Source organism: Leclercia sp. G3L (assembly GCF_021117075.1).
GTDB classification, from domain to species: domain Bacteria; phylum Pseudomonadota; class Gammaproteobacteria; order Enterobacterales; family Enterobacteriaceae; genus Enterobacter; species Enterobacter adecarboxylatus_C.
Genome location: NZ_CP088265.1, coordinates 1,142,496 through 1,166,955 on the forward strand (window position 1 = coordinate 1,142,496; position 24,460 = coordinate 1,166,955).

General features: G+C 55.0%; 17 protein-coding genes and 4 pseudogenes. 10 read left to right on the top strand and 11 right to left on the bottom strand.

Annotated features, from left to right (window positions below; genetic code table 11):
* Window positions 1-19 precede the first annotated feature (19 nt).
* Both LRS40_RS06815 and LRS40_RS06820 read left to right on the top strand, forming a co-directional pair.
* Window positions 20-970, top strand: a pseudogene (locus LRS40_RS06815) (tryptophanase); the annotation flags it as partial.
* 90 nt (window positions 971-1,060) lie between these two features.
* Window positions 1,061-1,240, top strand: a pseudogene (locus LRS40_RS06820) (aromatic amino acid transport family protein); the annotation flags it as partial.
* A 36-nt stretch (window positions 1,241-1,276) separates the two neighbouring features.
* On the opposite strand, the pseudogene LRS40_RS06825 reads toward LRS40_RS06820, so the two are convergent.
* Window positions 1,277-2,485, bottom strand: a pseudogene (locus LRS40_RS06825) (IS3 family transposase).
* Window positions 2,486-2,544: 59 nt separating this feature from the next.
* On the opposite strand from LRS40_RS06825, the pseudogene tnaB reads away from it, so the two are divergent.
* The 5 genes and pseudogenes from tnaB to LRS40_RS06850 all read left to right on the top strand — a co-directional run.
* A pseudogene (gene tnaB, locus LRS40_RS06830) lies at window positions 2,545-3,669 on the top strand (low affinity tryptophan permease TnaB); the annotation flags it as partial.
* A gap of 111 nt (window positions 3,670-3,780) precedes the next feature.
* Window positions 3,781-4,956, top strand: coding sequence for an MFS transporter (locus LRS40_RS06835; RefSeq protein WP_231313383.1), 1,176 nt, complete (start codon window positions 3,781-3,783; stop codon window positions 4,954-4,956).
* Entirely contained in the window at window positions 4,925-5,887 is a 963-nt protein-coding gene (gene yidZ / locus LRS40_RS06840) for an HTH-type transcriptional regulator YidZ (RefSeq protein WP_231313384.1), read from the top strand. The genes LRS40_RS06835 and yidZ overlap by 32 nt, the downstream gene beginning before the upstream one ends.
* 143 nt (window positions 5,888-6,030) lie before the next feature.
* Window positions 6,031-6,777, top strand: a complete 747-nt coding sequence (locus LRS40_RS06845; protein ID WP_231313385.1) for a 4'-phosphopantetheinyl transferase superfamily protein — start codon at window positions 6,031-6,033, stop codon at window positions 6,775-6,777.
* Between the two features lie 20 nt (window positions 6,778-6,797).
* Window positions 6,798-7,364 (top strand): NADPH-dependent FMN reductase, encoded by a 567-nt coding sequence (locus tag LRS40_RS06850; protein WP_231313386.1) that lies wholly within the window; start codon window positions 6,798-6,800, stop codon window positions 7,362-7,364.
* 41 nt (window positions 7,365-7,405) lie between these two features.
* Here LRS40_RS06850 and LRS40_RS06855 read toward each other — a convergent pair whose 3' ends face one another.
* Window positions 7,406-8,740, bottom strand: coding sequence for an NCS2 family permease (locus LRS40_RS06855; protein ID WP_142487652.1), 1,335 nt, complete (start codon window positions 8,738-8,740; stop codon window positions 7,406-7,408).
* Between the two features lie 168 nt (window positions 8,741-8,908).
* On the opposite strand from LRS40_RS06855, the gene yieH reads away from it, so the two are divergent.
* On the top strand, window positions 8,909-9,574 hold the full coding sequence (gene yieH, locus LRS40_RS06860) for a 6-phosphogluconate phosphatase (RefSeq protein WP_156265001.1): 666 nt from the start codon (window positions 8,909-8,911) through the stop codon (window positions 9,572-9,574).
* Window positions 9,575-9,614: 40 nt separating this feature from the next.
* Here yieH and LRS40_RS06865 read toward each other — a convergent pair whose 3' ends face one another.
* On the bottom strand, window positions 9,615-10,775 hold the full coding sequence (locus tag LRS40_RS06865) for an esterase family protein (protein WP_231313874.1): 1,161 nt from the start codon (window positions 10,773-10,775) through the stop codon (window positions 9,615-9,617).
* Window positions 10,776-10,809: 34 nt separating this feature from the next.
* The gene (locus LRS40_RS06870; protein ID WP_231313387.1) at window positions 10,810-12,348 is read right to left on the bottom strand and encodes a carbohydrate porin; all 1,539 of its coding nucleotides are present in this window, start codon (window positions 12,346-12,348) and stop codon (window positions 10,810-10,812) included.
* Window positions 12,349-12,582: 234 nt separating this feature from the next.
* Between LRS40_RS06870 and LRS40_RS06875 the strand changes: the two genes are divergently transcribed.
* A protein-coding gene (locus tag LRS40_RS06875; protein WP_103215986.1) for an IS1-like element IS1A family transposase occupies window positions 12,583-13,280 on the top strand; the annotation gives its coding sequence in 2 pieces (ribosomal slippage) (window positions 12,583-12,832 and window positions 12,832-13,280; 699 coding nt in all).
* A gap of 173 nt (window positions 13,281-13,453) precedes the next feature.
* Here the strand turns inward: LRS40_RS06875 and phoU are convergent.
* The 7 genes from phoU to glmU form a co-directional block, all read right to left on the bottom strand.
* Entirely contained in the window at window positions 13,454-14,179 is a 726-nt protein-coding gene (gene phoU, locus LRS40_RS06880) for a phosphate signaling complex protein PhoU (RefSeq protein ID WP_103177617.1), read from the bottom strand.
* Between the two features lie 13 nt (window positions 14,180-14,192).
* Window positions 14,193-14,966, bottom strand: a complete 774-nt coding sequence (gene pstB / locus LRS40_RS06885; RefSeq protein ID WP_142487649.1) for a phosphate ABC transporter ATP-binding protein PstB — start codon at window positions 14,964-14,966, stop codon at window positions 14,193-14,195.
* A 47-nt stretch (window positions 14,967-15,013) separates the two neighbouring features.
* A complete protein-coding gene (gene pstA, locus LRS40_RS06890; RefSeq protein ID WP_142487648.1) occupies window positions 15,014-15,904 on the bottom strand; it encodes a phosphate ABC transporter permease PstA in 891 nt (296 codons plus the stop codon).
* Complete coding sequence (pstC, locus tag LRS40_RS06895; protein ID WP_142487647.1) at window positions 15,904-16,863, bottom strand: phosphate ABC transporter permease PstC; 960 nt, start codon at window positions 16,861-16,863, stop codon at window positions 15,904-15,906. Before pstC ends, pstA begins: the two co-directional genes overlap by 1 nt.
* Before the next feature lie 128 nt (window positions 16,864-16,991).
* Window positions 16,992-18,032 (bottom strand): phosphate ABC transporter substrate-binding protein PstS, encoded by a 1,041-nt coding sequence (gene pstS / locus LRS40_RS06900; RefSeq protein ID WP_142487646.1) that lies wholly within the window; start codon window positions 18,030-18,032, stop codon window positions 16,992-16,994.
* A gap of 290 nt (window positions 18,033-18,322) precedes the next feature.
* Window positions 18,323-20,152, bottom strand: a complete 1,830-nt coding sequence (glmS, locus tag LRS40_RS06905; protein WP_142487645.1) for a glutamine--fructose-6-phosphate transaminase (isomerizing) — start codon at window positions 20,150-20,152, stop codon at window positions 18,323-18,325.
* A 278-nt stretch (window positions 20,153-20,430) separates the two neighbouring features.
* A complete protein-coding gene (gene glmU / locus LRS40_RS06910) occupies window positions 20,431-21,798 on the bottom strand; it encodes a bifunctional UDP-N-acetylglucosamine diphosphorylase/glucosamine-1-phosphate N-acetyltransferase GlmU (protein ID WP_231313388.1) in 1,368 nt (455 codons plus the stop codon).
* Between the two features lie 343 nt (window positions 21,799-22,141).
* On the opposite strand from glmU, the gene LRS40_RS06915 reads away from it, so the two are divergent.
* Window positions 22,142-24,238, top strand: a complete 2,097-nt coding sequence (locus tag LRS40_RS06915; protein ID WP_231313389.1) for a right-handed parallel beta-helix repeat-containing protein — start codon at window positions 22,142-22,144, stop codon at window positions 24,236-24,238.
* Window positions 24,239-24,460: the final 222 nt, after the last annotated feature.

Consider the following 24,460-nt stretch of genomic DNA (forward strand, 5'->3'; position numbering starts at 1 on the left):
AGTAAGTTGGCAGCATCACCAAGAAGCCTTTGATACCGGCATCCGTTACGATTTTAAAGGTAACTTTGACCTTCAGGGTCTGGAAAACGGCATCGAAGAAGTGGGGCCGGGCAACGTCCCTTATATTGTCGCGACCATTACCAGCAACTCCGCCGGTGGGCAGCCGGTGTCGCTGGCAAACCTGAAGGCGATGTATGCGATTGCCAGAAAATACGATATTCCGGTGGTGATGGATTCCGCGCGCTTCGCCGAAAATGCATACTTCATTCAAAAACGTGAAGCGGAATATAAAGACTGAACTATCGCGGAAATTACCCGGGAGACGTACAAGTACGCGGATATGCTGGCCATGTCGGCCAAAAAAGATGCCATGGTGCCGATGGGCGGCCTGCTGTGCATTAAGAATGACGACTATTTCGACGTCTATACCGAGTGCAGAACCTTGTGCGTCGTCCAGGAGGGCTTCCCGACCTATGGCGGTCTTGAAGGCGGCGCCATGGAGCGTCTGGCGGTCGGCCTGCACGACGGCATGGGCCAGGACTGGCTGGCATACCGTATTAATCAGGTCCAGTACCTGGTCGACGGCCTGGAAGCCATCGGCGTGATTTGCCAGCAGGCGGGCGGACATGCGGCCTTTGTGGATGCCGGTAAGCTCTTGCCGCATATTCCTGCAGAGCAGTTCCCGGCGCAGGCGCTGGCCTGTGAGTTATACAAAGTGGCCGGTATTCGGGCAGTGGAAATTGGCTCGTTCTTACTGGGCCGCGATCCGAAAACCGGTAAGCAGTTACCCTGCCCGGCAGAGCTGCTGCGTTTAACCATTCCGCGCGCCACCTATACGCAATCGCATATGGATTTTATCGTCGAAGCCTTTAAGCACGTTAAAGAAAATGCGATGAATATTAAAGGATTAACCTTTACCTACGAACCTAAAGTATTACGTCACTTCACTGCCAGACTCAAAGAAGTTTAACCTTCTGTCCCCGGGTGGCTAAATGATTCTAGCCACCCGCAAAATAAATAGTTCAATAACATCAGGCTTACCATAATTGATGGGGGCACCATGGATAACGCTTTAGAATTAGAGACTAAACACTCATCGGTTTGGGGTGTCATGGTTATAGCAGGTACCGTTATTGGCGGGGGAATGTTTGCTTTACCCGTGGATCTGGCGGGAGCCTGGTTTTTTTGGGGCGCGTTTATTTTAATTATCGCCTGGTTTTCAATGCTTCACTCCGGACTTGATCTTGACCCGCCATCTCCGGACAGCTTTTGTATCTTAAGTTAACGATGTCCGCTGCCGCCGATATTCCCTCGGGGAGTGATATCCCAGCGCGCTGTGCGGGTGGTTTTCATTGTAATGTGTGAACGCTGCTGCAAGGTTTCGCAGGGCTGTTCTCACATCTGGTTTTGCCATGAACGCGATATAGTCTTCCTTCATCGTCTTCACGAACCGTTCGGCCATGCCATTGCTCTGCGGGCTGCTCACCGCTGTTGTACACGGCTCCAGATTCAGCTCTCTGGCGAACCTCCGCGTTTCATGCGCGGTATATGCTGAACCGTTATCCGTCAGCCATTGAACCGGTGTGGTCGGCAGCCCGTCGCCGAAGCGCTTTTCCACCGACCTCAGCATCACATCCTGCACCGTCGAACTGTCGTAGCCTCCTGTGCTCGCTGCCCAGTCTATGGCTTCTCTGTCGCAGCAGTCCAGCGCGAACGTGACCCGCAGCTTCTCACCGTTGTCGCAGCCGAACTCGAAGCCATCTGAACACCAGCGCATATCGCTTTCTGCCACCGCGATTTTGCCCTTATGTTCACGCTTCGACCGCTCTGGTTTGTCATGCAGTAACAGCAGATTATGCTCGCTCATAAGCCGGTAAAGCCGTTTGGCGTTCACGGGGGCAGTCCCTCTGTACGACGTTGCGTACGCAGGATGCCCCACACACGGCGATAGCCGTAACTGGGCATATCGCTGATGATATCGAGGATCTCTGACAGTATTTCAGCGTCTGCTTCGTCATCACGCCGGTTACAGCGCCTGTCCCTGCCAGTCGGCAGAACGGTTAATTCGCAGTGACAGCTGCGCACGCGACACGCCCATGGTGCGGCTGACCAGGGCTATTCCCCGTCCTTTGGCAACAAGGGCGCGTGCGCTATCCATTTTTCGCGACTGAGCGTACTCCACGGCTTCTTTCAGGATCTCAACTTCCATCGTCTTCTTGCCCAGCAGGCGCTGAAGCTCCCGGACCTGCTTCAGAGCAGCAGTAAGCTCAGAAGCTGGAACAACTTCTTCTCCGGCCGCAACGGCGGTGAGGCTGCCTTCCTGATATTGCTTCTTCCACTTAAACAGCAGGCTGGGCTGGATGCCATGCAGGCGGGCGACATGGGAGACATTCATGCCCGGCTCCATCGTCTGCTGGATAATGGCGATCTTCTCCTGAGGAGTTTTACGTTTACGGACTTCTTGTCCTAACAGGATCCCGGTCATCTCAAAATTGGCGTTAGTGTTAGACATATATTCAAGCCTATCTCTTATCTGGAGATACAGCTACTGTCTGGTGTTTCAGGGGGCTACATCAGCTTCACTCCGGACTATTATTGTTAGAAGCAAATTTAAACTATCCCGTCGGTTCCAGTTTCAATACCATCACTAAAGATTTGCTTGGCAATAAATGGAATATCGTCAGCGGCTTCACGGTCGCCTTTGTACTTTATATCCTGACGTATGCTTATATCTCCGCAAACGGTGCCATAATCAGTGAAACCATTGCCATGAATCAGGGGACCCATGTTAATCCCCGGATAGTGGGTGTCTGTACGGCAATCTTCGTTGCAGGCGTACTGTGGTTCAGCTCACTGGCGGCCAGCCGCATTACCTCGCTGTTTTTAGGTATTAAGATCATCGCCTTTATCGTTGTGTTCGGCTCCTTCTTCTTTCAGGTCGATTATTCAATCTTACGAGACATCAACGTTACGCCGGCCAGCAATACCACCTACTTCCCCTATATCTTTATGGCCCTGCCCGTCTGTCTGGCATCGTTTGGGTTTCATGGCAACATTCCCAGCCTGATCATCTGCTACGGCAAGCGAAAAGATAAACTGATAAAAAGCCTTGTCTATGGCTCGCTGCTGGCCCTTTTTATCTACCTGTTCTGGCTCTATTGCACGATGGGGAACATTACACGCGACAGCTTCAATGAGATCATCTCGTCCGGGGGCAATGTTGACTCGCTGGTAAAATCCTTCCTCGGCACCCGACAGCATGGGGTGATCGAATTTTGCTTACTGGTTTTCTCCAATTTAGCAGTGGCCAGCTCGTTCTTCGGGGTCACCTTAGGCCTGTTCGATTATCTTGCCGACCTCTTTAAACTCGATAATTCACCGTCCGGTCGCCTGAAAACGATTATGCTGACCTTCCTGCCGCCCACCCTGCTCTACCTGATCTTCCCGAACGGGTTTATCTACGGTATTGGCGGGGCGGGATTGTGCGCCACCATATGGGCGGTGATTGTCCCGGCAATCCTGGCGCTGAAAGCGAGACAAAAATTCCCGAATAAGACCTTCACCGTCTGGGGCGGCATGGTTGTCCCGTCGATAGTGATCCTGTTCGGTATCCTGGTCATCGTTTGCTGGTTCGGTAATACCTTCCATTTCTTACCGCGCTTTGGCTAAACCCGCTCATCAGAAGGTGATTTCCTGACAGGAAATCGCCTTTGTCCAAATGGCAACTCGCCACCTTCCCTTTCTCCCCCTATGCTTCTTGCCTGACTCTATGGGGGTGTTATGGCTCGTTTTCTGTTTTGTAGTTTTGCGCTGGTGCTGCTTTATCCATCGGGCATTGATATGTATCTGGTGGGTTTGCCACACATCGCCCGCGATCTGGATGCCAGCGAAGCGCAGCTGCATATCGCGTTTTCGGCCTACCTGGCGGGGATGGCGTCATCAATGGTGTTTGCCGGAAAGATTGCCGATAAAGCCGGACGGCAGCCGGTCGCCATTACCGGGGCGGTGATTTTTGCACTGGCCTCCGTGCTCTGTTCAATGGCAGAGGAGAGTTCGCTATTCCTTACCGGACGCTTTATCCAGGGCGTCGGCGCAGGCGGCTGCTACGTGGTGGCTTTTGCCATCCTGCGCGATACCTTAAGCACCCAGCGTCGCGCCAAAGTGCTTTCCATGATGAACGGCATCACCTGCATTATCCCGGTGCTGGCGCCGGTGGTGGGTTACCTGATTATGCTGCAGTTTCCGTGGCAGAGCCTTTTCTGGACGATGGCGGCGATGGGGATGCTGGTCTTTATCCTGTCGATCGCGGTACTGAAAGAGACCCACCCCGGAGCGCAAAACCGGGAGCATAGCGCGTCTGTCCCGCCTGACGAGAAGCTGCTCAACCGCTTCTTCATCAGCCGGTTGCTGGTCACCACCCTGAGCGTGGCGGTGATCCTTACCTATGTAAACGTTTCCCCGGTATTGCTGATGGAAACCATGGGCTTCGATCGCGGAGAATATTCCACGGTGATGGCCTTAACCGCGCTGGTCAGTATGGCGGTCTCGTTCTCGACGCCGTTTGCGCTGAACATCTTCCGCCAGCGCACCTTGATGCTGACCTCCCAGGCGCTGTTCCTGGCGGCAGGTGTGATTCTGGCGACCGCCGGTTCACAGGCGATGATGCTTGTCGGTATTACCCTGATTTGCGCCGGGTTCTCCGTCGGCTTTGGCGTGGCGATGAGTCAGGCACTCGGCCCGTTCTCGCTGCGTGCAGGCGTAGCCAGCTCGGTGCTGGGTATCGCCCAGGTCTGCGGCTCTTCGCTATGGATTTGGCTGGCAGCCATAATGGGACTCAATGCGCTGAATATGCTGATCGGGGTGCTGATTGGCTGTAGCATGCTCTGCATCACCCTACTTTTGCTTATCCGGCCCGCAGCGCATCATGAAGAAGCCCCTCAGCAGTCTCGATCTTAACCTGTTGTTGTGCCTGCAGCTTTTGCTGCAGGAACGCAGCGTCACCAAGGCCGCGAAACGGATGAACGTTACCCCTTCCGCGGTGAGTAAATCGCTGGCGAAGCTGCGCGACTGGTTTGACGATCCGCTGTTTGTGAAGACTCCGCTGGGGCTGCTGCCGACGCCGCTGACGGTGAGTCTGGAACAGGATCTGGCCGACTGGATGCAGATAGGCAACCAGATCCTCGATAAATTCCACCCTGACTCCCCCGGCGGCCTGACGTTTGAGCTGGCGGCGGAAACCCCGCTGATGCTGATCCGCTTTAATGCCCTGCTGGAACAGGTGAACCAGCGCTATCCGCAGGCCACGGTGAAGATGCGCCACTGGGATTATGATTCGCTGGACGCCATAACCCTCGGGGAGGTCGATCTCGGCTTTACCGGGCGCGAAACACATCCCCGCTCCCGCGAGCTGTTAAAGCTGATGCCGTGGTTTATTGACTACGAAATTTTGTTCAGCGATCGCCCGTGCGTCTATCTGCGCGAAGATCATCCTGCGCTACAGGAGGAGTGGAACCTCGAAACCTTCCTGCGCTATCCGCATATCAGTATCTTCTGGGAGCGTAGCGACACCTGGGCGCTGGATGAAGTGCTGAGAGAGATGGGACGTACGCGCAATATCGCCATGAGCCTGCCCGGCTTTGAGCAATCGATGTTTATGGCGGCGCAGCCGGGCCATAACTACATTGCCACCGCCCCGCACTACTGCCATCACTACAATCAGCTCCACCAGCGGCAGCTGGTTACACTACCGATCCCCATTGATGAGGCGCAGGCACTGAAGCTCACCGTGCCCTTCACCCTGATCTGGCATAAGCGTAACAGCCACAACCCCAAAATCCTCTGGCTGAGAGAGACCATCAAGGCGTTATACGGCCCGCCGTTGCGTTAGACGCCTTGTTTTCGCCTAAGAAAATGTAAAGTTCCGCCGCAAAACTTCCCTTACTCCCATTTAGCCATTAAAACAGTAAGCGAGTTAAGCGATAATCATGTAACCGTTTAACCTGACGACTGACCATTATCACGGAGCGAAAAATGGCTACGCATTTTGCAAGAGGGACGCTGACCGAGGGGCGGCTGGTTTCAACCAGACTCTCTTTAAACTGTCAAAACGAAGCGCGGATGCTTCCTGAACATCGCCGCACACGGTTTCTGGCTTCCCGGATGTTGCTCGCTGAACTATTGTTTATGCTTTACGGCACCAGCGAGCTGCCGAAGGTGATTACCGAACCAGAGGGTTGCCCTGTGTTCGCCGATCCGGAGCTTCCCCGCTTTTCCATTGCCTACGCCGGCAATATCGTGGGCCTGGCGCTGACAACAGAAGGCGATTGCGGTCTGGATATGGAGCTGCAGCGGGCGCTCCGCAGCCCGGATGGCTCTCACGCCCATGACACCTACCCGCTCTCCAGCAACGAGAACTTATGGGTGCGTAACCAGAACGACCCCCACGAAGCCAGAGCGCAGCTGATTACTCTGCGTCAGAGCATCCGTAAGCTGTCGGGCGACGCCAGCGACTGCGCCAGCCTGCTGCAACTGTTACCGGGCTCCGGCCGTCTACGGGCCGCCAGAGCCGCACAGGTAGAAGCCTTAAGCGACGCTGAAGATGTTCTGATCTGGTCTATCGCCGTCACTCCGGCCATTGAACGGCTAAAAATTTGGGAGTTCGACAGCCGCCTCGGATGGCAGAGTCTGCCGGACGTCCCCGCCCGTGCGAACGAACCGGCCGCGCGCCTGATGCGCCTGACCAGTCTACCGGCGGAAAAAGCGATTATTCTCACCTGACCTTTCAAGAAGGAGTAGTGATGTCTGATACGTTAAAGGTTGTTACGTTACTGGGAAGTCTGCGCAAAGGTTCATTTAACGGGATGGTTGCCCGCACGCTGCCGAAGCTGGCGCCCGAGGGTATGGACATTACCGCCCTGCCGTCGATCGGCGATATTCCGCTGTACGACGCGGATGTGCAGCAGGAAGAGGGGTTCCCGGTTGCGGTAGAAGCGCTGGCAGCGCAGATCCGCGAAGCGGACGGCGTGGTGATTGTCACTCCGGAATATAACTATTCCGTGCCGGGTGGCCTGAAGAACGCCATTGACTGGCTCTCCCGTCTGCCGGAACAGCCGCTGGCGGGTAAACCGGTGCTGATCCAGACCAGCTCCATGGGCGCGATTGGTGGCGCACGCTGTCAGTATCATCTGCGCCAGATCCTGGTGTTCCTGGATGCGATGGTGTTGAACAAGCCGGAATTTATGGGCGGCGTGATTCAGAACAAGGTCGACCCGCAGACGGGTGAAGTGATTGATCAGAGCACCCTGGACCATCTGACCGGTCAGCTGAGCGCGTTTGGGAAGTATATTCAGCGGGTTAAAGCGTAAGCAGTCCGACCCCCTCCCACAGGGAGGGGGCTTTCTGTTTATCAGGCATCAATAAACGCAATCTTCAGCACGAACAGCAGCGCAACGACCATCACGCATGGGCTGATTTCACGCCAGCGTCCGGTGCCCGCCTTCATCACGCAGTAAGAGATAAAGCCCAGCGCAATCCCTTCGGTAATAGAGAAGCTGAACGGCATCATCACCGCGGTAATAAACGCCGGAACCGCTTCGGTCAGGTCGTCCCACTTCACGCGCGACAGGCTGGAGGTCATCAGCACGCCCACGTAGATCAGCGCACCGGCGGCGGCATACGGCGGTACCATGCCCGCCAGCGGTGAAAGGAAGATCACCAGCAGGAACAGCAGGCCAACCACTACCGCGGTCAGACCGGTACGGCCACCGACCGACACCCCGGAAGAAGATTCGATATAGGCGGTCACGGACGAGGTCCCGATAAAGGAGCCAGTGACGGAAGAGATACTGTCCACGAACAGCGCCTGCTTCATGCGCGGGAATTTGCCCTTCTCATCCGCCAGACCGGCTTTGTCGGTCACGCCAATCAGCGTCCCGGAGGAGTCAAACAGGTTCACCAGCATAAAGGAGAAGATCACCCCGGCCAGACCCAGGTTCAGCGAGCCCGCCAGATCGACGTGGCCAATCACGGTGGTCACGCTCGGCGGCGCAGAGACGATGCCGCTGTAGTGCACGTCGCCCAGCATCCAGCCCAGCAGGGTAGTAACGATAATGGAAACCAGCACCGCCGCGTGGATGTTGCGGGAGGCCAGAATCGCGATGATGAAGAAGCCCAGCACGCCCAGCAGCACGCTGTGGGAGGTCAGTTTACCGATGCTGACCAGAGTTTCCGGGTTTGCCACGATCACACCAGCGTTTTTCAGCCCCATCATGCCGATGAACAGGCCGATTCCGCTGGTGATGCCCACGCGCAGGCTGACCGGGATATTGGCAATCATCCAGTAACGCACGCGGAAAATGGTCAGGATCAGCAGACCGACGGCACCCCAGAAGATAGCGCCCATCCCCACCTGCCACGGCAGGCCCATCGCCTGGACCACCACAAAGGCGAAGAAGGCGTTCAGACCCATCGCCGGTGCCAGCGCAACCGGCAGGTTAGCGAACAGCCCCATCAGGATGCTGCCGAAGGCGGCGATAAGGCAGGTAGTAACGAAGACGGCACTGGTATCCATGCCAGCAACGCCCAGAATTTGCGGGTTCACAAAAACGATATAGACCATCGTCAGGAAGGTGGTGAAACCGGCGATCACTTCGGTGCGTGCCGTCGTGCCGTGTTCGCGCAGTTTAAACACGCGCTCAAGCAAACCCGTGCCAGAAGACTGGGTAGTGTGTTGTTGACTCATCATCTATTTCCGAACAAGGAGGGAAAATTCGTCGCTATCCTATACCAAAATGCGACAATAGGGGCGGTTGAGAGGCACTTTTTTTCATTGAATTTGCTTATACGGCAACGATTGCGTCTCAACGTTATGCAGCACGTAAACGTTAAACTTGTTAAGAAAGGGAAATGCATGTCTCAGATTGATGCAGTATTTTTCGACTGCGATGGTACGCTGGTCGACAGTGAGGTCATCTGTTCCCGGGCGTATGTCACCATGTTCCAGGAATTTGGTATCACGCTCGATCTCGAAGAGACGTTTAAACGCTTTAAGGGCGTGAAGCTCTACGAAATCATCGACATCATTAACGCCGAACACGGCGTCAGCCTCGCGAAAGCGGATCTGGAGCCTGTTTACCGCGCCGAGGTCGCACGCCTCTTCGACTCCGAACTGGAAGCGATCAATGGTGCCAGCACCCTGCTGGATTCAATGGCGGTGCCGATGTGTGTGGTCTCTAACGGCCCGGTGAGCAAAATGCAGCACTCTCTTGGCAAGCTGCAGATGCTGCACCATTTCCCGGAAAAACTGTACAGCGGCTACGATATCCAGCGCTGGAAACCCGATCCGGCCATGATGTTCCATGCCGCGAAGGCGATGAACGTCAACGTGGAGAACTGCATTCTGGTGGACGACTCCAGCGCGGGTGCGCAGGCGGGGATCGCCGCAGGCATGGAGGTATTCTACTTCTGCGCCGATCCGCACAACCCACCGCTGGACCATCCGAAGGTGACGACCTTTACCGACCTGGCCCAGCTGCCGGAACTGTGGAAAGCGCGCGGCTGGAATATCACCCGCTAAGCCTGATAAGCCGTAAAGCGACTCGCTTTACGGCTTTTTGCTATTTAAACAGTTTCTGGACGAAGTCCGCATAGGCCGGTCGCCAGACATCCATCTCATGATTCAGACCCGGATATTCGTGATAGTCGAACTTAATCTGGCGTTTCTCAAGCTCCTGCTTCAGCCCGGCGATATCCTTGCCCGTCACGGCATCTTTTTCACCTACCACAACGGTGAAATTGCGTAGCTGCTTATTGATGGCCTGCGGATCGTTGAGCCGCGCGCTGACGCCCGCATCCGGTACGCTGGTAGTAGTGACGCCGCTAAAGGTGGCCAGCCAGCCAAAGCGTTCAAGATGGTTCATCCCGGAGACCAGCGCCTGATAGCCGCCCTGGGACAACCCCGCCAGCGCACGTCCTTCGGCATCATCACGCACATTAAACCGCTGGCTTATGAGCGGTATGATGTCGTTCATCAGCTCCCGATCGGCAGCCTGGGCATTCAACGGATAGAAGGCTTTGCGTCGCTCGTTCGGCACGAAGGTTTCAGGCACAATGCCGGCGGCGTCGGTTTCGGTATCCGGCACCACCACCAGCATCGGGGCAATCTTTCCGGCCGCGAGCAGGTTATCCATAATCTGCGCGATGCGCCCCTGATCGATAGCCGAACGTCCCGTATCACCAAAGCCGTGATAGAAGTAGAGTACCGGCAGCGGTTTCCCCTGTCCGCTGTAGCCCGGCGGCGTCCAGACGAACAGCTGACGCTCCGACTTTAGCGCCGCCGAATGATAGGTCAGGGTAATAAGATCGCCGTGCGGGACCGGGTTAACGTCCAGAATACTGCCCGGCACCAGCACCATGCTGGTGTTCACCTGGCGTTGTGGTTTGGTCATCGCCGTGCCGGTATCAATACTGCGTACACCGTCAACGTTGAAGAAATATTCATACAGATTGGGCTGCATCACCGGCCCCCGCCAGCTCCAGATACCCGAAGCGTCTTTGGTCATCGGATGAATGTTTTCCGGGGTCGGGATCCCCACCACCACCGATACGCTTTTCGCCGCCGGGGCGAAGTAGCGATACGTCACCGTATTATCGGCATTTACCTGGGTGACATACTGGCTCAGCGGATAAGCGGGATCCGGGGCAGCGGGAAGATCTGCCGCGAAAGCCGATGGGCCGAGTGCAAGACAGAGCGTAATAACGGATAAAGCTGTTTTCATTCTTTTCATTAATATTGTCCTTTATGCGATCCAGTTACCACCAGATTTCAGCCTGCGCGCCAATGGCAAACTGATCCTTTTTTTGGTCTTCGAAGGTGAAATTATCTAATTCCGTCTCTTCGGCTTTGATATAAGTGCCATAAAAACGCAGTTCCGGGCGGGAGGTCAACATACTGGTATTCACTTTGAAAGTATGGAACAGCGTGGTTTTATAGCCTGATTCATAATATTTCTTGCCGGTCAGATCGGTGTTTTGCTGTTTGAAATAACCCAGCTCAACGCCTGACTGATTATATTGATCCCAGATATACGCCGGACGCACAACGGCGCGAATGGACTCGAAATCGGAATGGGCCCCGGTTTCATAGCTGTAAACGTCATTGCCGAAGGAGTAGACCAGCGCGCTGGCCATGATGACGTCATCCCGTAGATACATCTCGCCCTGCGAGGTCACGCGCACCGCCGTCCCGTTGGTATGGTCGCCATAATATCTGCCGTTAGAGGTGGTAAAAGGGCTGGAACCGGCATAGCGCGAGAAGCTGCTGGCGAGGGAGTTATTCGCCACCAGCACGGAATACTCATTAAATCCGCCGCTATCCAGTTTTTGCGTTAAGGTGGTGCCGACCATCCAGGTGTCTTTCCACGGATAATAGCCGTTATTATCCTGGTTATACTTCTCGCCTGAGCTTTGATTGGCCGCGACGTAGCGCCCGCTGACCATCAGCGAGGCTTTATCCCATAGCGGCAGTTCTTTATAACGCAGGTCGATGGTATTGGTATTCAACTGCTGCTTGTTTTTGAGCTCGCGATCGTAGTCATCCACGTCTTCCCGCACCAGCGCAATATCCACCTTGCCGGGTCCCACTTTCCAGTTTTCCAGCCCTACGCCCGCTGCGGCATCCGTTCGTTGAGTTTTCCAGTCCAGCATCTGGATTTCGATCTTCGGTGCACCGTGCTTCCCGACCCAGAAATCGGCCTCCGGGGCAAACGGCAGGAACCCCTGGGTAGTCACGTACATATCGGAAAATTGCAGATAGTTTTCGCCGCCCGCGTTATCGCCAAACCAGCCGGTGGAGTACTGTTGGCCGACGTTGCCATCCAGCATCACAATGGCATCGACGCGTTTATTGCCTTCGTTATAGACTCGCTGCTTAAGCTGCAAATCGAACCAGCCCGAATATTCATTACCGAAGCGCCCCAGGGAGCCAATGGCCCAGGACTTTGGCGAACCATGCGATGCGGTGCCCCAGCCGGAGCGGAAATAGCCGTTATAGCTAAAGCCAATTTCATCTTTCACAAATTTACTGAAGTCTTTCATGGTGATGGAGGAATAAACCGCCTCGGTATGGGCATCCTCTGTTTTGACCAGTACGGCGTCGGGTTTTTTCGCCGGGCTGGCGGTCTGCGTTTTGACGATCTCCTTATCTTTATACTGCTGAAGCTCTGCCTGAGTCTCTTTTAGCGCCTTTTCCAGTAATTCGAGGCGCTGCTCCACCGTTAATGGCGCAGACACGGCCTGACCGAGGGGTGCCATCATTAAAATGGCCGAGGTAATAAGGGTTCTCCTGAACATAATATAAGTCCCTGTTAATTTATCTTTTAAAATAAAAAAACCTGAAAGCGATTAACCTCCGCAAGGAGATAATCACTTTCAGGTTTTGCCCGCTTAATAGCGGTAACAATCCATTTTTGCTTAATAACGTTATTAGCGCATTAACGTATTTCAGTGGCTCGCGTTAATATCGGGATGTTGGTGATGCTGCCAACTTACTGATTTAGTGTATGATGGTGTTTTTGAGGTGCTCCAGTGGCTTCTGTTTCTATCAGCTGTCCCTCCTGTTCAGCTACTGACGGGGTGGTGCGTAACGGCAAAAGCACTGCCGGACATCAGCGCTATCTCTGCTCTCACTGCCGTAAAACATGGCAACTGCAGTTCACTTACACCGCTTCTCAACCCGGTACGCACCAGAAAATCATTGATATGGCCATGAATGGCGTTGGATGCCGGGCAACCGCCCGCATTATGGGCGTTGGCCTCAACACGATTTTACGTCACTTAAAAAACTCAGGCCGCAGTCGGTAACCTCGCGCATACAGCCGGGCAGTGACGTCATCGTCTGCGCGGAAATGGACGAACAGTGGGGATACGTCGGGGCTAAATCGCGCCAGCGCTGGCTGTTTTACGCGTATGACAGGCTCCGGAAGACGGTTGTTGCGCACGTATTCGGTGAACGCACTATGGCGACGCTGGGGCGTCTTATGAGCCTGCTGTCACCCTTTGACGTGGTGATATGGATGACGGATGGCTGGCCGCTGTATGAATCCCGCCTGAAGGGAAAGCTGCACGTAATCAGCAAGCGATATACGCAGCGAATTGAGCGGCATAACCTGAATCTGAGGCAGCACCTGGCACGGCTGGGACGGAAGTCGCTGTCGTTCTCAAAATCGGTGGAGCTGCATGACAAAGTCATCGGGCATTATCTGAACATAAAACACTATCAATAAGTTGGAGTCATTACCCGGGATGTTTTAGGGTAGAAGAGAAAAGAAAACAACCGGGAAAAGTTTGAAATGTGACTGACGGCAATGTTATTACGTGGGGAGGAACAGAGTTATTCGTAGAGGAAATATTTTGATATTTAAATATAACGCCAGCAAAGCTGGCGTTAGGGGGAAAATTACTCTTTCGGATCTTTTCCGGCGAGCATTTTGTCCAGTTCATCCCCGCCGACGTGACGGAAATCCTGTCCTTTCACGAAGTAGAAGATGTATTCGCAAATGTTCTGGCAGCGGTCACCGATACGCTCGATAGAGCGGGCGCAGAACAGGGCGGTCAGGACGCTTGGGATGGTGCGCGTGTCTTCCATCATGTAGGTCATCAGCTGACGTACAATGCCTTCGTACTCCTGATCGACCTTCTTGTCTTCACGGTAAATACGCACCGCTTCATCCAGATCCATACGCGCAAAGGCATCCAGCACGTCGTGCAGCATCTGCACGGTGTGGCGACCCAGCGACTCCAGGCTCACCAGCAGCGGCTGGTGCTGCTGGGAGAACTTCTCCAGCGCGGTGCGGCAGATTTTGTCCGCCACGTCGCCAATACGTTCCAGCTCGGCGATGGTTTTGATGATCGCCATGACCAGACGCAGGTCGCTCGCCGTCGGCTGACGCTTGGCGATGATGCGCACGCAGGCTTCGTCGATCGCCACTTCCATCATGTTGACGTGTTTGTCACCTTCCACCACGCGCTTCGCCAGCTCGCTGTCCTGGTTGTGCATTGCGGTGATCGCGTCAGAAAGCTGCTGCTCGACCATTCCGCCCATGGTCATCACCTGGGTGCGGATGCTTTCCAGCTCTGCGTTGAACTGGCCGGAAATGTGTTTATTAAGATTGAGGTTGTCCATGGTTAACTCCAAATCAACCGTAGCGGCCAGTAATATAATCTTCGGTTTGTTTTTTGGCGGGTTTGGTGAACAGATCGTCCGTGTTACTGAACTCAATCAACTCGCCCAGGTACATAAACGCCGTGTGGTCAGAACAACGCGCAGCCTGCTGCATGTTGTGGGTCACGATCACGACGGTGTAATCCTGTTTTAATTCGGTGATCAGCTCTTCGATACGGCCGGTAGAGATCGGATCCAGCGCTGAGCACGGTTCATCCAGCAATAACACTTCCGGGCGAATGGCGATACCACGCGCAATGCACAGACGCTGCTGCTGACCACCGGAGAGAGAGTATCCGCTCTGGTGAAGTTTATCTTTGGTTTCGTTCCATAATGCGGCCTTGGTCAAGGCCCACTGCACGCGCTCGTCCATATCGGCACGGGAGAGCTTCTCAAACAGGCGCACGCCAAAGGCGATGTTGTCATAGATGGACATCGGGAACGGCGTCGGTTTCTGGAACACCATGCCCACTTTCGCACGCAGCAGGGCGATGTCCTGGGTATTGGTCAGAATGTTGTCGCCGTCCAGCAGGATCTCGCCTTCAGCGCGCTGCTCCGGATAGAGCGAATACATTTTGTTAAAGGTACGCAGCAGCGTGGATTTCCCGCAGCCCGACGGACCGATGAATGCCGTAACCTGGTTTTTGGCAATATCCAGGTTGATGTTTTTCAGGGCATGGAACTTGCCGTAGTAGAAGTTCAGATCACGAACCGCAAGTTTACCCGGGGCAGTATCGACCATACTCATTGACTCATTTCCTCATCCGGCGCCGCAGAGTGCCACGCCGTCAATAATTAACCGTGTTTCTTCTTCGCGAAAATAACGCGCGCCAGAATGTTCAGTAACAGTACGCACAGGGTAATAATCAGGACCCCGGCCCAGGCCAGCGACTGCCATTCGGCAAACGGGCTCATCGCAAATTTAAAGATGGTCACCGGCAGGTTGGCAATCGGCTGCATCATGTCCGTGCTCCAGAACTGGTTGGAGAGCGCGGTAAAGAGCAGCGGCGCGGTTTCACCGGCAATACGGGCCACGGCCAACAGTACGCCGGTCAGGATCCCGGAGATGGACGCCTTCAGGGTAATGGCAGAGATCATCTTCCACTTCGGCGTACCCAGCGCGTAGGCCGCTTCACGCAGGCTGTCCGGTACCAGTTTCAGCATGTTCTCGGTGGTACGGATGACGATAGGCACCTGCAGCAGCGCCAGCGCAATCACCCCGGCCCAGCCGGAGAAGTGCTCCATCTGCGCCACCACGATGGTGTAGACGAACAGACCGACCACAATCGACGGGGCAGAGAGCAGAATGTCGTTAATGAAGCGGATCACTTCCGCAATCCAGGATTTACGACCGTACTCCGCCAGATAGATCCCCGCCATGATACCGAGCGGTGTACCGAACACGGTCGCCCACAGGATCAGCAGGCCACTGCCCGCCAGGGCGTTTGCCAGCCCGCCGCCGGCGGTATTGGGTGGCGGGGTCATCTCGGTGAACAGCGCCAGCGACATGCCGTCGATACCGCGCGTTACCGTGGAGAACAGGATCCAGACCAGCCAGAACAAACCGAATGCCATCGTCGCCATCGAGAGCGTCAACGCGAGCCGGTTCTTCATGCGGCGCTTCGCCTGCATTTTGCGGCGAGATTCCGCCAGCTCCACGGTGTTTTGCATTTCGAGCGTTGCCATTAGCGTGCCCCCTCATTTTTCGCCAGGCGCATGATCATCACTTTGGAGATCGCCAGGACGATGAAGGTGATAACAAACAGAATTAAGCCCAGTTCCATCAGCGCGGCAACGTGCAGGCCCGATTCCGCTTCAGCGAATTCGTTAGCCAGCGCCGAGGTGATGCTGTTGCCCGGCATATAGAGCGAGGCGCTGTCGAGCTGGTAGGTGTTACCGATGATAAAGGTCACGGCCATGGTTTCACCCAGCGCGCGGCCCAGACCCAGCATGACGCCGCCAATTACCCCATTTTTGGTGAACGGCAGAACGATACGCCAGATAACTTCCCAGGTGGTGCAGCCGATGCCGTAGGCCGACTCTTTCATCATCACCGGGGTTTGTTCGAAGACATCGCGCATCACCGCCGCGATGTAAGGAATAATCATGATGGCAAGGATGACGCCTGCGGCCAGGATCCCGATACCGAATGCCGGACCGGAGAAAAGGGCGCCCACAAACGGGATGGCGGAGAGGACGTTGCCCACCGGCTCCTGGAAGTAAGTCGCGAACAGCGGCGCAAAGATAAACAGGCCCCACATGCCGTAAACGATACTCGGGATCGCCGCCAGCAGCTCGATGGCGATACCCAGCGGACGCTTCAGCCAGTTCGGCGCCAGTTCAGTCAGGAACAGGGCGATACCAAAGCTCACCGGCACGGCAATCAGCAGGGCGATAAACGAGGTCACCAGCGTGCCGTAGATCGGCACCAGCGCACCGTAGATATCGTTCGGGGCATCCCACTCTTTGGTCCACAGGAAGGAGAAACCAAATTTCTGGATGCTCGGCCATGAGGAGAAAATCAGAGACACGATGATGCCGCCCAGCAGCAATAGCACAATCAGCGCAGCCAGTCTTACCAGCGCGCTGAAAATCATGTCACCTTTTTTACCCGGAGGGTTAAATGCAGGCTTGGTTGCAGCCATAAATTACTCTTCTGTTTGAGACGTCTTACGAATATGCCCGGTGGCGCTGACGCTTACCGGGCCTACAGGTGGCGCCGTAGGGCGGGTTAGCGCCAGCGCCACCCGCCATCTTCGTCAAAAATATCCTGTTAGTACAGCGCTTTACCGCTGCTGTCTTTCACGTTGGTTTTCCATGCAGCACGAATCTGCTCAACCACGCTGTCCGGCAGGCTGGCGTAATCCAGGTCGTTCGCCTGTTTGTTGCCGTTTTTGTATGCCCAGTCGAAGAACTTCAGCACTTCAGTACCCTGCTCTGGTTTCTTCTGCTCTTTGTGAACCAGGATGAAGGTAGTGGAGGTGATTGGCCACGCGCCTTCGCCTTTCTGGTTAGTCAGGTCCTGAGCGAAAGATTTGCTCCAGTCAGCGCCTTTAGCCGCGTTAGCAAAGTTCTCTTCGGTCGGGCTTACTGGTTTACCGTCAGCAGAAACCAGCTTGGTGTACGCCAGGTTGTTCTGCTTCGCGTAAGCATATTCTACGTAGCCGATTGAGCCAGGCAGACGCTGTACGAAGGCAGCGATACCGTCGTTACCTTTCCCGCCCAGACCGGTTGGCCAGTTAACGGTAGAGCCGGAACCGACTTTCGATTTCCACTCTTCGTTCACTTTCGCCAGGTAGCTGGTGAAGACGAAGGAGGTACCGGAACCGTCAGCGCGACGAACCACAGCGATGTTCTGCGAAGGCAGTTTCACGCCCGGGTTCAGTTTGGTGATGGCTTCGTCATCCCATTTTTTGATTTTGCCGAGGTAGATATCACCCAGGGTTTTGCCATCCAGCACCAGCTCGCCGGACTTCAGGCCAGGGATATTCACGGCCAGCACAACACCACCGATAACGGTCGGGAACTGGAACAGGCCTTCCTGCGTCAGTTTTTCATCAGACAGCGGAGCGTCAGATGCGCCGAAATCAACGGTATTCGCGGTAATTTGTTTAACGCCACCGGAGGAGCCGATACCCTGGTAGTTGACCTTGTTACCAGTTTCTTTCTGGTAGGTATCAGCCCATTTGGCATACACCGGCGCAGGGAAGGTTGCACCAGCGCCAGTCAGGCTTGCCTCTGCGAATACAGAGAACGCGCTCATCGATAAGGTCGCGGCGACAACAGTTGCGACAGTGGTACGCATAACTTTCATAATGTCTCCTGCAAGATTTTCGTAAATCGTTGTTTAGTGGCTACGATGAGCAAAATAGGACAAAGAGGTGACAGATAAATGTACGAATTATGACAGTTTTATGACAGCGAGAATTTCGCTTTGGAAAAGTTAAAATAAAGGTTAAATATCAGCAGGTTGAATATCATTATGACGCTAAGATTTCAGAAAAATTTTCTTTCTGTGACACTGAAAAAGTTAGCTGAAGATGACAGTTTGTCATTAAAAAACGCGGATAAAAAAGCTCCACCCGAAGGTGGAGCCTGAAGGGATTACTCTACGGTAACGGACTTCGCCAGGTTACGCGGCTGGTCAACGTCGGTACCTTTAATCAGCGCGACGTGATACGCCAGCAGCTGCAGCGGTACGGTATAGAAGATTGGCGCAATCACCTCTTCCACATGCGGCATCTCGATGATGTGCATGTTGTCGCTGCTGACGAAACCGGCATCTTTATCGGCGAAGACAAACAGCACACCGCCACGGGCGCGGACCTCTTCGATGTTGGATTTCAGTTTTTCCAGCAGTTCGTTGTTAGGTGCCACCACGATCACCGGCATATCCGCGTCGATCAGCGCCAGTGGGCCATGTTTCAGCTCGCCTGCGGCATAGGCTTCCGCGTGGATGTAGGAGATCTCTTTGAGCTTCAGGGCACCTTCCAGCGCGATCGGGTACTGATCGCCACGACCGAGGAACAGGGCGTGATGCTTGTCGGAGAAGGCTTCCGCCAGCGCTTCAATGCGTTTGTCCTGAGAGAGCATCTGCTCAATACGGCTCGGCAGCGCCTGCAGGCCGTGTACGATGTCATGCTCAACAGAGGCATCCTGGCCTTTCAGACGAGCCAGTTTCGCCACCAGCATCAGCAGGACCGTCAGCTGGGTGGTGAACGCTTTGGTGGAGGCCACGCCGATTTCGGTGCCGGCTTTGGTCATCAGCGCCAGATCGGATTCACGTACCAGAGATGAACCCGGCACGTTACAGATCGCCAGCGAACCGAGGTAACCCAGCTCTTTGGACAGACGCAGCGCCGCCAGGGTGTCGGCGGTTTCGCCGGACTGCGACAGGGTGATCATCAGGCTGTTACGGCGTACGGCCGATTTGCGATAGCGGAATTCAGAGGCGATTTCCACGTCGCACGGCACACCGGCCAGGGCTTCAAACCAGTAGCGGGAGACCATACCGGAGTTGTAGGAGGTACCGCAGGCCACGATCTGAATATGCTCGACGTTAGCCAGCATCTCGTTGGCGTTAGCCCCCAGTTCATTCAAATCCACTTCGCCGTGGCTGATGCGCCCGGTCAGGGTGTTTTTGATGGCGTTTGGCTGCTCGTAGATCTCTTTCTGCATGTAGTGACGGTAAGCGCCTTTATCGCCGGCGTCATACTGCAGATTAGATTCGATATCCTGACGCTTCACCGGCTCGCCAGTTTTATCAAAGATTTTCACGTCGCGACGGGTCACTTCCGCAATATCGCCCTCTTCCATGAAGATAAAGCGACGGGTGACCGGCAGCAGCGCCAGCTGATCGGAGGCGATGAAGTTTTCGCCCATCCCCAGACCAATCACCATCGGGCTGCCCGAGCGAGCGGCCAGCAGGGTGGACGGGTCACGGCTGTCCAGGATCACGGTGCCGTAGGCACCGCGCAGCTGGGGGATCGCACGCAGTACGGCTTCACGCAGCGTACCGCCCTGCTCCAGCTCCCAGTGAACCAGGTGAGCAATCACTTCGGTGTCGGTTTCAGACACGAAGGTATAACCGCGCTCAGTGAGTACTTCACGCAGCGGCTCGTGGTTTTCGATGATGCCGTTATGCACCACCACAATGTGTTCAGAGACATGCGGGTGCGCGTTGCCTTCAGAAGGTTCACCGTGGGTCGCCCAACGGGTATGGGCAATGCCTGTGCCACCGTGCAGCGGAGTTTCTTCCGCAGCCTGGGCCAGCATGTTTACTTTACCGAGGCGGCGCAGACGGGTCATGTGCCCTTCTGCATCGACCACTGCCAGACCGGCAGAGTCATAACCACGGTATTCCAGACGACGTAACCCTTCGAGAAGGATTTCAGCAATATCACGCTGCGCGACTGCGCCAACAATTCCACACATAGTTTTAGATTCCGAATAGAGGCTTTACGCCTGCGTTGTCGCTGACCTGTATTTACCCTTCGTCTTTCACGCCGTGACTGCGTTGGCTTCACGTCTTCGCCACGGTCACTTACTTAAGTAAGCTCCCATGGACTCATACGCTTGCCGCCTTGCCACAACGCGAAATCCGTTGGGTATGCCCTTTTCGGGCGCCCCGAGCCTTGTAGAGAGTGGGGTTATTTTTATGGGTACTGCTTATAGGCGGGGGATTATGTTATCCCCTCATCCCGAAAATGCTTTTACTTCTTCACCGGGCGTTTCCAGCCCTGCTTGTGAACCTGCGGCACGCGGCTGATGACCAGCTCGTTTTCCGCCACATCGCGCGTAACGGTAGTGCCTGCGGCAATGGTTACGCCTTTGCCGATAGTCACTGGCGCCACCAGCTGCGAATCGGATCCGACAAACACGTCGTCGCCAATAATGGTTTTAAACTTGTTCGCGCCGTCATAGTTACAGGTGATGGTCCCGGCGCCGATATTCACGTTGTCGCCAATCTCAGCATCGCCCAGATAGGTCAGATGCCCTGCTTTAGAGCCCTTACCCAGACGCGCTTTTTTCATTTCGACGAAGTTGCCGACGTGAGCGCCTTCAAGCAGTTCAGCGCCTGGACGCAGGCGGGCGAACGGCCCGATGGTACAGGCAGCCTCCAGATGGGCATCTTCCACCACGCTGTAAGGGCTGATTTCGCAGTCGTCACCAATCACGCTGTTTTTGATCACGCAACCGGTGCCAATTTTGACGCGGTTACCCAGCGTTACGTTGCCTTCCAGAATAACGTTAGTATCGATTTCGACGTCGCGCCCGTGATTGAGCACCCCACGCAGATCGAAACGCGCCGGATCGCGCAGCATTACGCCCGCCAGCAGCAGCTTTTCTGCCTGCTCGGACTGATAAATACGCTCAAGGCGGGAAAGCTGAAGGCGGTTATTCACACCGTCCGTTTCGCTGATGCGCGCCGGATGAACGGCAGCAATCTCACGGCCTTCCTGATACGCCATCGCAATGATATCGGTGATGTAGAATTCACCCTGCGCGTTGTTGTTATTCAGCTGCGACAACCAGCGTTTCATGTCCGCGCCGTTGGCGATCAGAATACCGGTGTTAATTTCCTGGATTTCACGCTGCGCATCGGTCGCATCTTTGTGCTCAACAATGCCCGTCACCTTGCCGTTTTCACGGGTGATACGGCCATAACCGGACGGATCGTCCAGCTTAACGGTCAGCAGACCAATGCCGCCCTGCGGCTTCGCGGCACGCAGGCGAGCCAGCGTCTCCACGGAGATCAGCGGCACGTCACCGTAAAGCATCAGGATATCTTCGTCGTCGGAGAAGAACGGGGCCGCCTGCTGCATGGCGTGACCGGTGCCCAGCTGTTCTGCCTGCAGCACCCAGTTGAGCTTGTCATCACGCAGCGTCTGCTTCAGCAGATCGCCACCGTGGCCGTAGACCAGGTGTACCTGGCTCGCGCCCATTTCATTCGCAGCATCAATGACATGCTGCACCATCGCTTTCCCTGCCAGGGTGTGCAGCACTTTTGGAAGATCGGAATACATGCGGGTGCCTTTGCCTGCGGCAAGAATGACCACGCTCATTGCATTATTCAACATACACGTCCTGACTGTAATTTGAGTGAAAAGTAAAACCCTTTGGCGTTGAAAATTCTACATATTTTGCGCCATAAAATGGGGTGGCGCTAAAACGCGCAACTTCGCCTGTTGAGGGCTGTTTAAAGGTTCTTTTTACAGCAGAGTAAAGGACTTTGCCTATGGAATATAGCGTCCTTTAAAGAAGTCTCCAGCCCTCACAGCATGTTAGCTATTTTTTCGCTTCATGAATAAAGCCTTCCATAACCAAAACGCTGTTTTAATTATCGAAATGTGTGACCGGCAAAAAAGAAACGCCGTTTTATTCTGATGATAATAGCGCTCAATTATTACTCAGGAGAATAAGATGAAATCTAGAATACCTCTGGCCCTGATGATGTATAGCGCATTTTCCGCAACAGCCGCCGAACAGCCTCATGTCTGGAAAGCCATTGCATTTGGGCAATCAACGGATGTGAATTTTTCATCCAACGTGCTGCCCGAAAAAATCGGCACCAACGATGTAACAATCGACGGGAAAAAGCTCACGCCGCAGGATAGCGTGGATCTGACAAAAGCGATCACGGTAGAGAGCCGTGGCGGCAAAATTGCCAACTCCCACGACGGGTTAACCTTTTTCTATACCGAACTGCCGGCGAGCGAGAATTTCGTCCTGCAGGCCAACATCCGGGTGGATCAGTTTGGACCGGAAAATGGCGCGAAACCCGCCGCGCAGGAGGGCGCCGGGCTGCTGGTGCGGGATATCCTCGGCAACCCGCGTCAGCAACCGTTAAAAACCGGCTATGAAGAGTTCCCCGCGGCGTCGAATCAGGTGATGAATGCCATCATGACCCAGGATAAAAAAGATCATCAGCGGGTGAAAATGCAGGCCATCACGCGGGAGGGGATAACCCGGCCGTGGGGCAATGCCGGGGCAGCCATTAAAAAACAGAGTTACAAGGAAGAGGTGGACCTGAGCCAGACGCCAGAGTTTCGCCTCAAACTGCAGCGCACGGACGACGGGTTTATTACTGCCTGGGCCCCGTTGGATAGCGACAGCTGGATCAGTAAGAGCGTGCCGCGCGCGGATTTGATTTCGGTGCAAAACCAGGATCGCTATTACGTCGGCTTCTTCGCATCGCGTAATGCCAAAATCACGGTGACTAATGCCTCGCTGACGACCACCAGCGCCCATACCGTCTCTTCGACGCCGTGGCATCCGGAGCCGCTGCCGGTCGTGGTGCAGCTGGCTTCCGGAAACAGCAGCGCTACCGGGGATTATCTTCTGCAGGCGCGCGCCAATGAAGATGGAGTATTCAGCGTCCGGCAAAACGAAGTGGTGATCGGTAATGAGAAAACGGTAAAAGCGGGAGAGATGTACACCCTGCCCGCCCGTCTTGAGCAGACCAGCAGCACCTTTACGGTGGCCTTTACCCCGTCTCAGGGTGAGCCGGTGAGCCAGCAAATCACAGTGGAACGCGTCGCGGACAGGGATACGGCTCTTCTTTATGCCGCACCAGACGGCAAAGCGGACGCAAAAGGCACAGCCGATGCGCCGCTGGATCTCGCCACCGCCATCGCGCTGCTGGCCCCCGGCGGTAAGCTGGTCCTGAAAAGCGGCGATTATCCTCGCAGCGAGATCCCACTCTCAGCCAGCGGCAGTCGCGACAAGCTCAAAACGCTGCAGGCTGAGGGCAAAGTGGTGATCCGCGGCCTGCTGCTGGACGCCAGCTACTGGCATATCCAGGGTATCGACGTCACGGAGAAAAGCTTGCGCATCCAGGGGAGCCATAACCTGATCGAGCGCGTCACGGCGTACCGCAATGACGACACCGGGATCCAGATCTCCTCCCCGGAGAAGATTGGCCGGCCGTTATGGGCGAGCTATAACCGGGTAGTGGATTCCGAATCCTATGCCAATGAGGATCCCGGCAAGATTAATGCCGATGGTTTCGCGGTGAAGATGCGGGTAGGCGATGGCAACCGGCTGGAGAAATGCTATGCCCACGACAATATCGATGACGGTTTCGACCTGTTCAACAAGATTGAAGATGGCGCAAACGGCGTGGTGGTGATCGAGAACTCGGTTGCCAGCAACAACACCAGTAACGGCTTTAAGCTCGGCGGGGAAGGGCAGCCTGTTGCGCACCAGATCCGCAACAGCAAAGCCACCGGCAATCATCTGGACGGTTTCACCGATAACTTCAACCCGGGCAAGCTGGTAGTGGAGAACAACCTGGCGGTGGATAACCAGCGATTTAACTACATCTTCCGCCCGAGCCCGTACGGAGACGTCACAACGCAAGGGACGTTTACCGGCAACCTGTCGATCCGGAATCAGCCTGGTGAATATGATGATGCGGTCGTGGGGACCATTGATAACACTAACTACTTTATCGTGAAGGGGAAAAGCGTGAATACAGACGGGAAGGAGTTAGACAAAACGCAGGTGCAGACTCAATAACCAGAGCGGCGCTTCGCTTATCACACTACAGTAAGCGTGGCGCCACCCGGCACATCAGCACTTAGTGGTTGAACGTACCGAAAGAAACGTTCATGTTGCTGAAGAGGGCGATGATTTTGTTAATGATTTTCATGATGGCATCCTGATATTTTTGGAGTTCAGTTATGTGACCTTCATCACAAAACAAAGTCTACTCCGGACCATTTCGCCGATCAATCTTTT

What these genes read in the sequence shown, in the direction of transcription:
- LRS40_RS06845 (WP_231313385.1), top strand. Translation starts at nt 6,031, where the DNA reads ATGGCTACGCATTTTGCAAGAGGGACGCTGACCGAGGGGCGGCTGGTT.
- pstC (WP_142487647.1), bottom strand. Translation starts at nt 16,863, where the DNA reads ATGGCTGCAACCAAGCCTGCATTTAACCCTCCGGGTAAAAAAGGTGAC.
- phoU (WP_103177617.1), bottom strand. Translation starts at nt 14,179, where the DNA reads ATGGACAACCTCAATCTTAATAAACACATTTCCGGCCAGTTCAACGCA.
- yieH (WP_156265001.1), top strand. Translation starts at nt 8,909, where the DNA reads ATGTCTCAGATTGATGCAGTATTTTTCGACTGCGATGGTACGCTGGTC.
- pstS (WP_142487646.1), bottom strand. Translation starts at nt 18,032, where the DNA reads ATGAAAGTTATGCGTACCACTGTCGCAACTGTTGTCGCCGCGACCTTA.
- pstB (WP_142487649.1), bottom strand. Translation starts at nt 14,966, where the DNA reads ATGAGTATGGTCGATACTGCCCCGGGTAAACTTGCGGTTCGTGATCTG.
- LRS40_RS06835 (WP_231313383.1), top strand. Translation starts at nt 3,781, where the DNA reads ATGGCTCGTTTTCTGTTTTGTAGTTTTGCGCTGGTGCTGCTTTATCCA.
- LRS40_RS06870 (WP_231313387.1), bottom strand. Translation starts at nt 12,348, where the DNA reads ATGTTCAGGAGAACCCTTATTACCTCGGCCATTTTAATGATGGCACCC.
- glmS (WP_142487645.1), bottom strand. Translation starts at nt 20,152, where the DNA reads ATGTGTGGAATTGTTGGCGCAGTCGCGCAGCGTGATATTGCTGAAATC.
- LRS40_RS06855 (WP_142487652.1), bottom strand. Translation starts at nt 8,740, where the DNA reads ATGAGTCAACAACACACTACCCAGTCTTCTGGCACGGGTTTGCTTGAG.
- yidZ (WP_231313384.1), top strand. Translation starts at nt 4,925, where the DNA reads ATGAAGAAGCCCCTCAGCAGTCTCGATCTTAACCTGTTGTTGTGCCTG.
- LRS40_RS06865 (WP_231313874.1), bottom strand. Translation starts at nt 10,775, where the DNA reads ATGAAAACAGCTTTATCCGTTATTACGCTCTGTCTTGCACTCGGCCCA.
- LRS40_RS06850 (WP_231313386.1), top strand. Translation starts at nt 6,798, where the DNA reads ATGTCTGATACGTTAAAGGTTGTTACGTTACTGGGAAGTCTGCGCAAA.
- pstA (WP_142487648.1), bottom strand. Translation starts at nt 15,904, where the DNA reads ATGGCAACGCTCGAAATGCAAAACACCGTGGAGCTGGCGGAATCTCGC.
- glmU (WP_231313388.1), bottom strand. Translation starts at nt 21,798, where the DNA reads ATGTTGAATAATGCAATGAGCGTGGTCATTCTTGCCGCAGGCAAAGGC.
- LRS40_RS06915 (WP_231313389.1), top strand. Translation starts at nt 22,142, where the DNA reads ATGAAATCTAGAATACCTCTGGCCCTGATGATGTATAGCGCATTTTCC.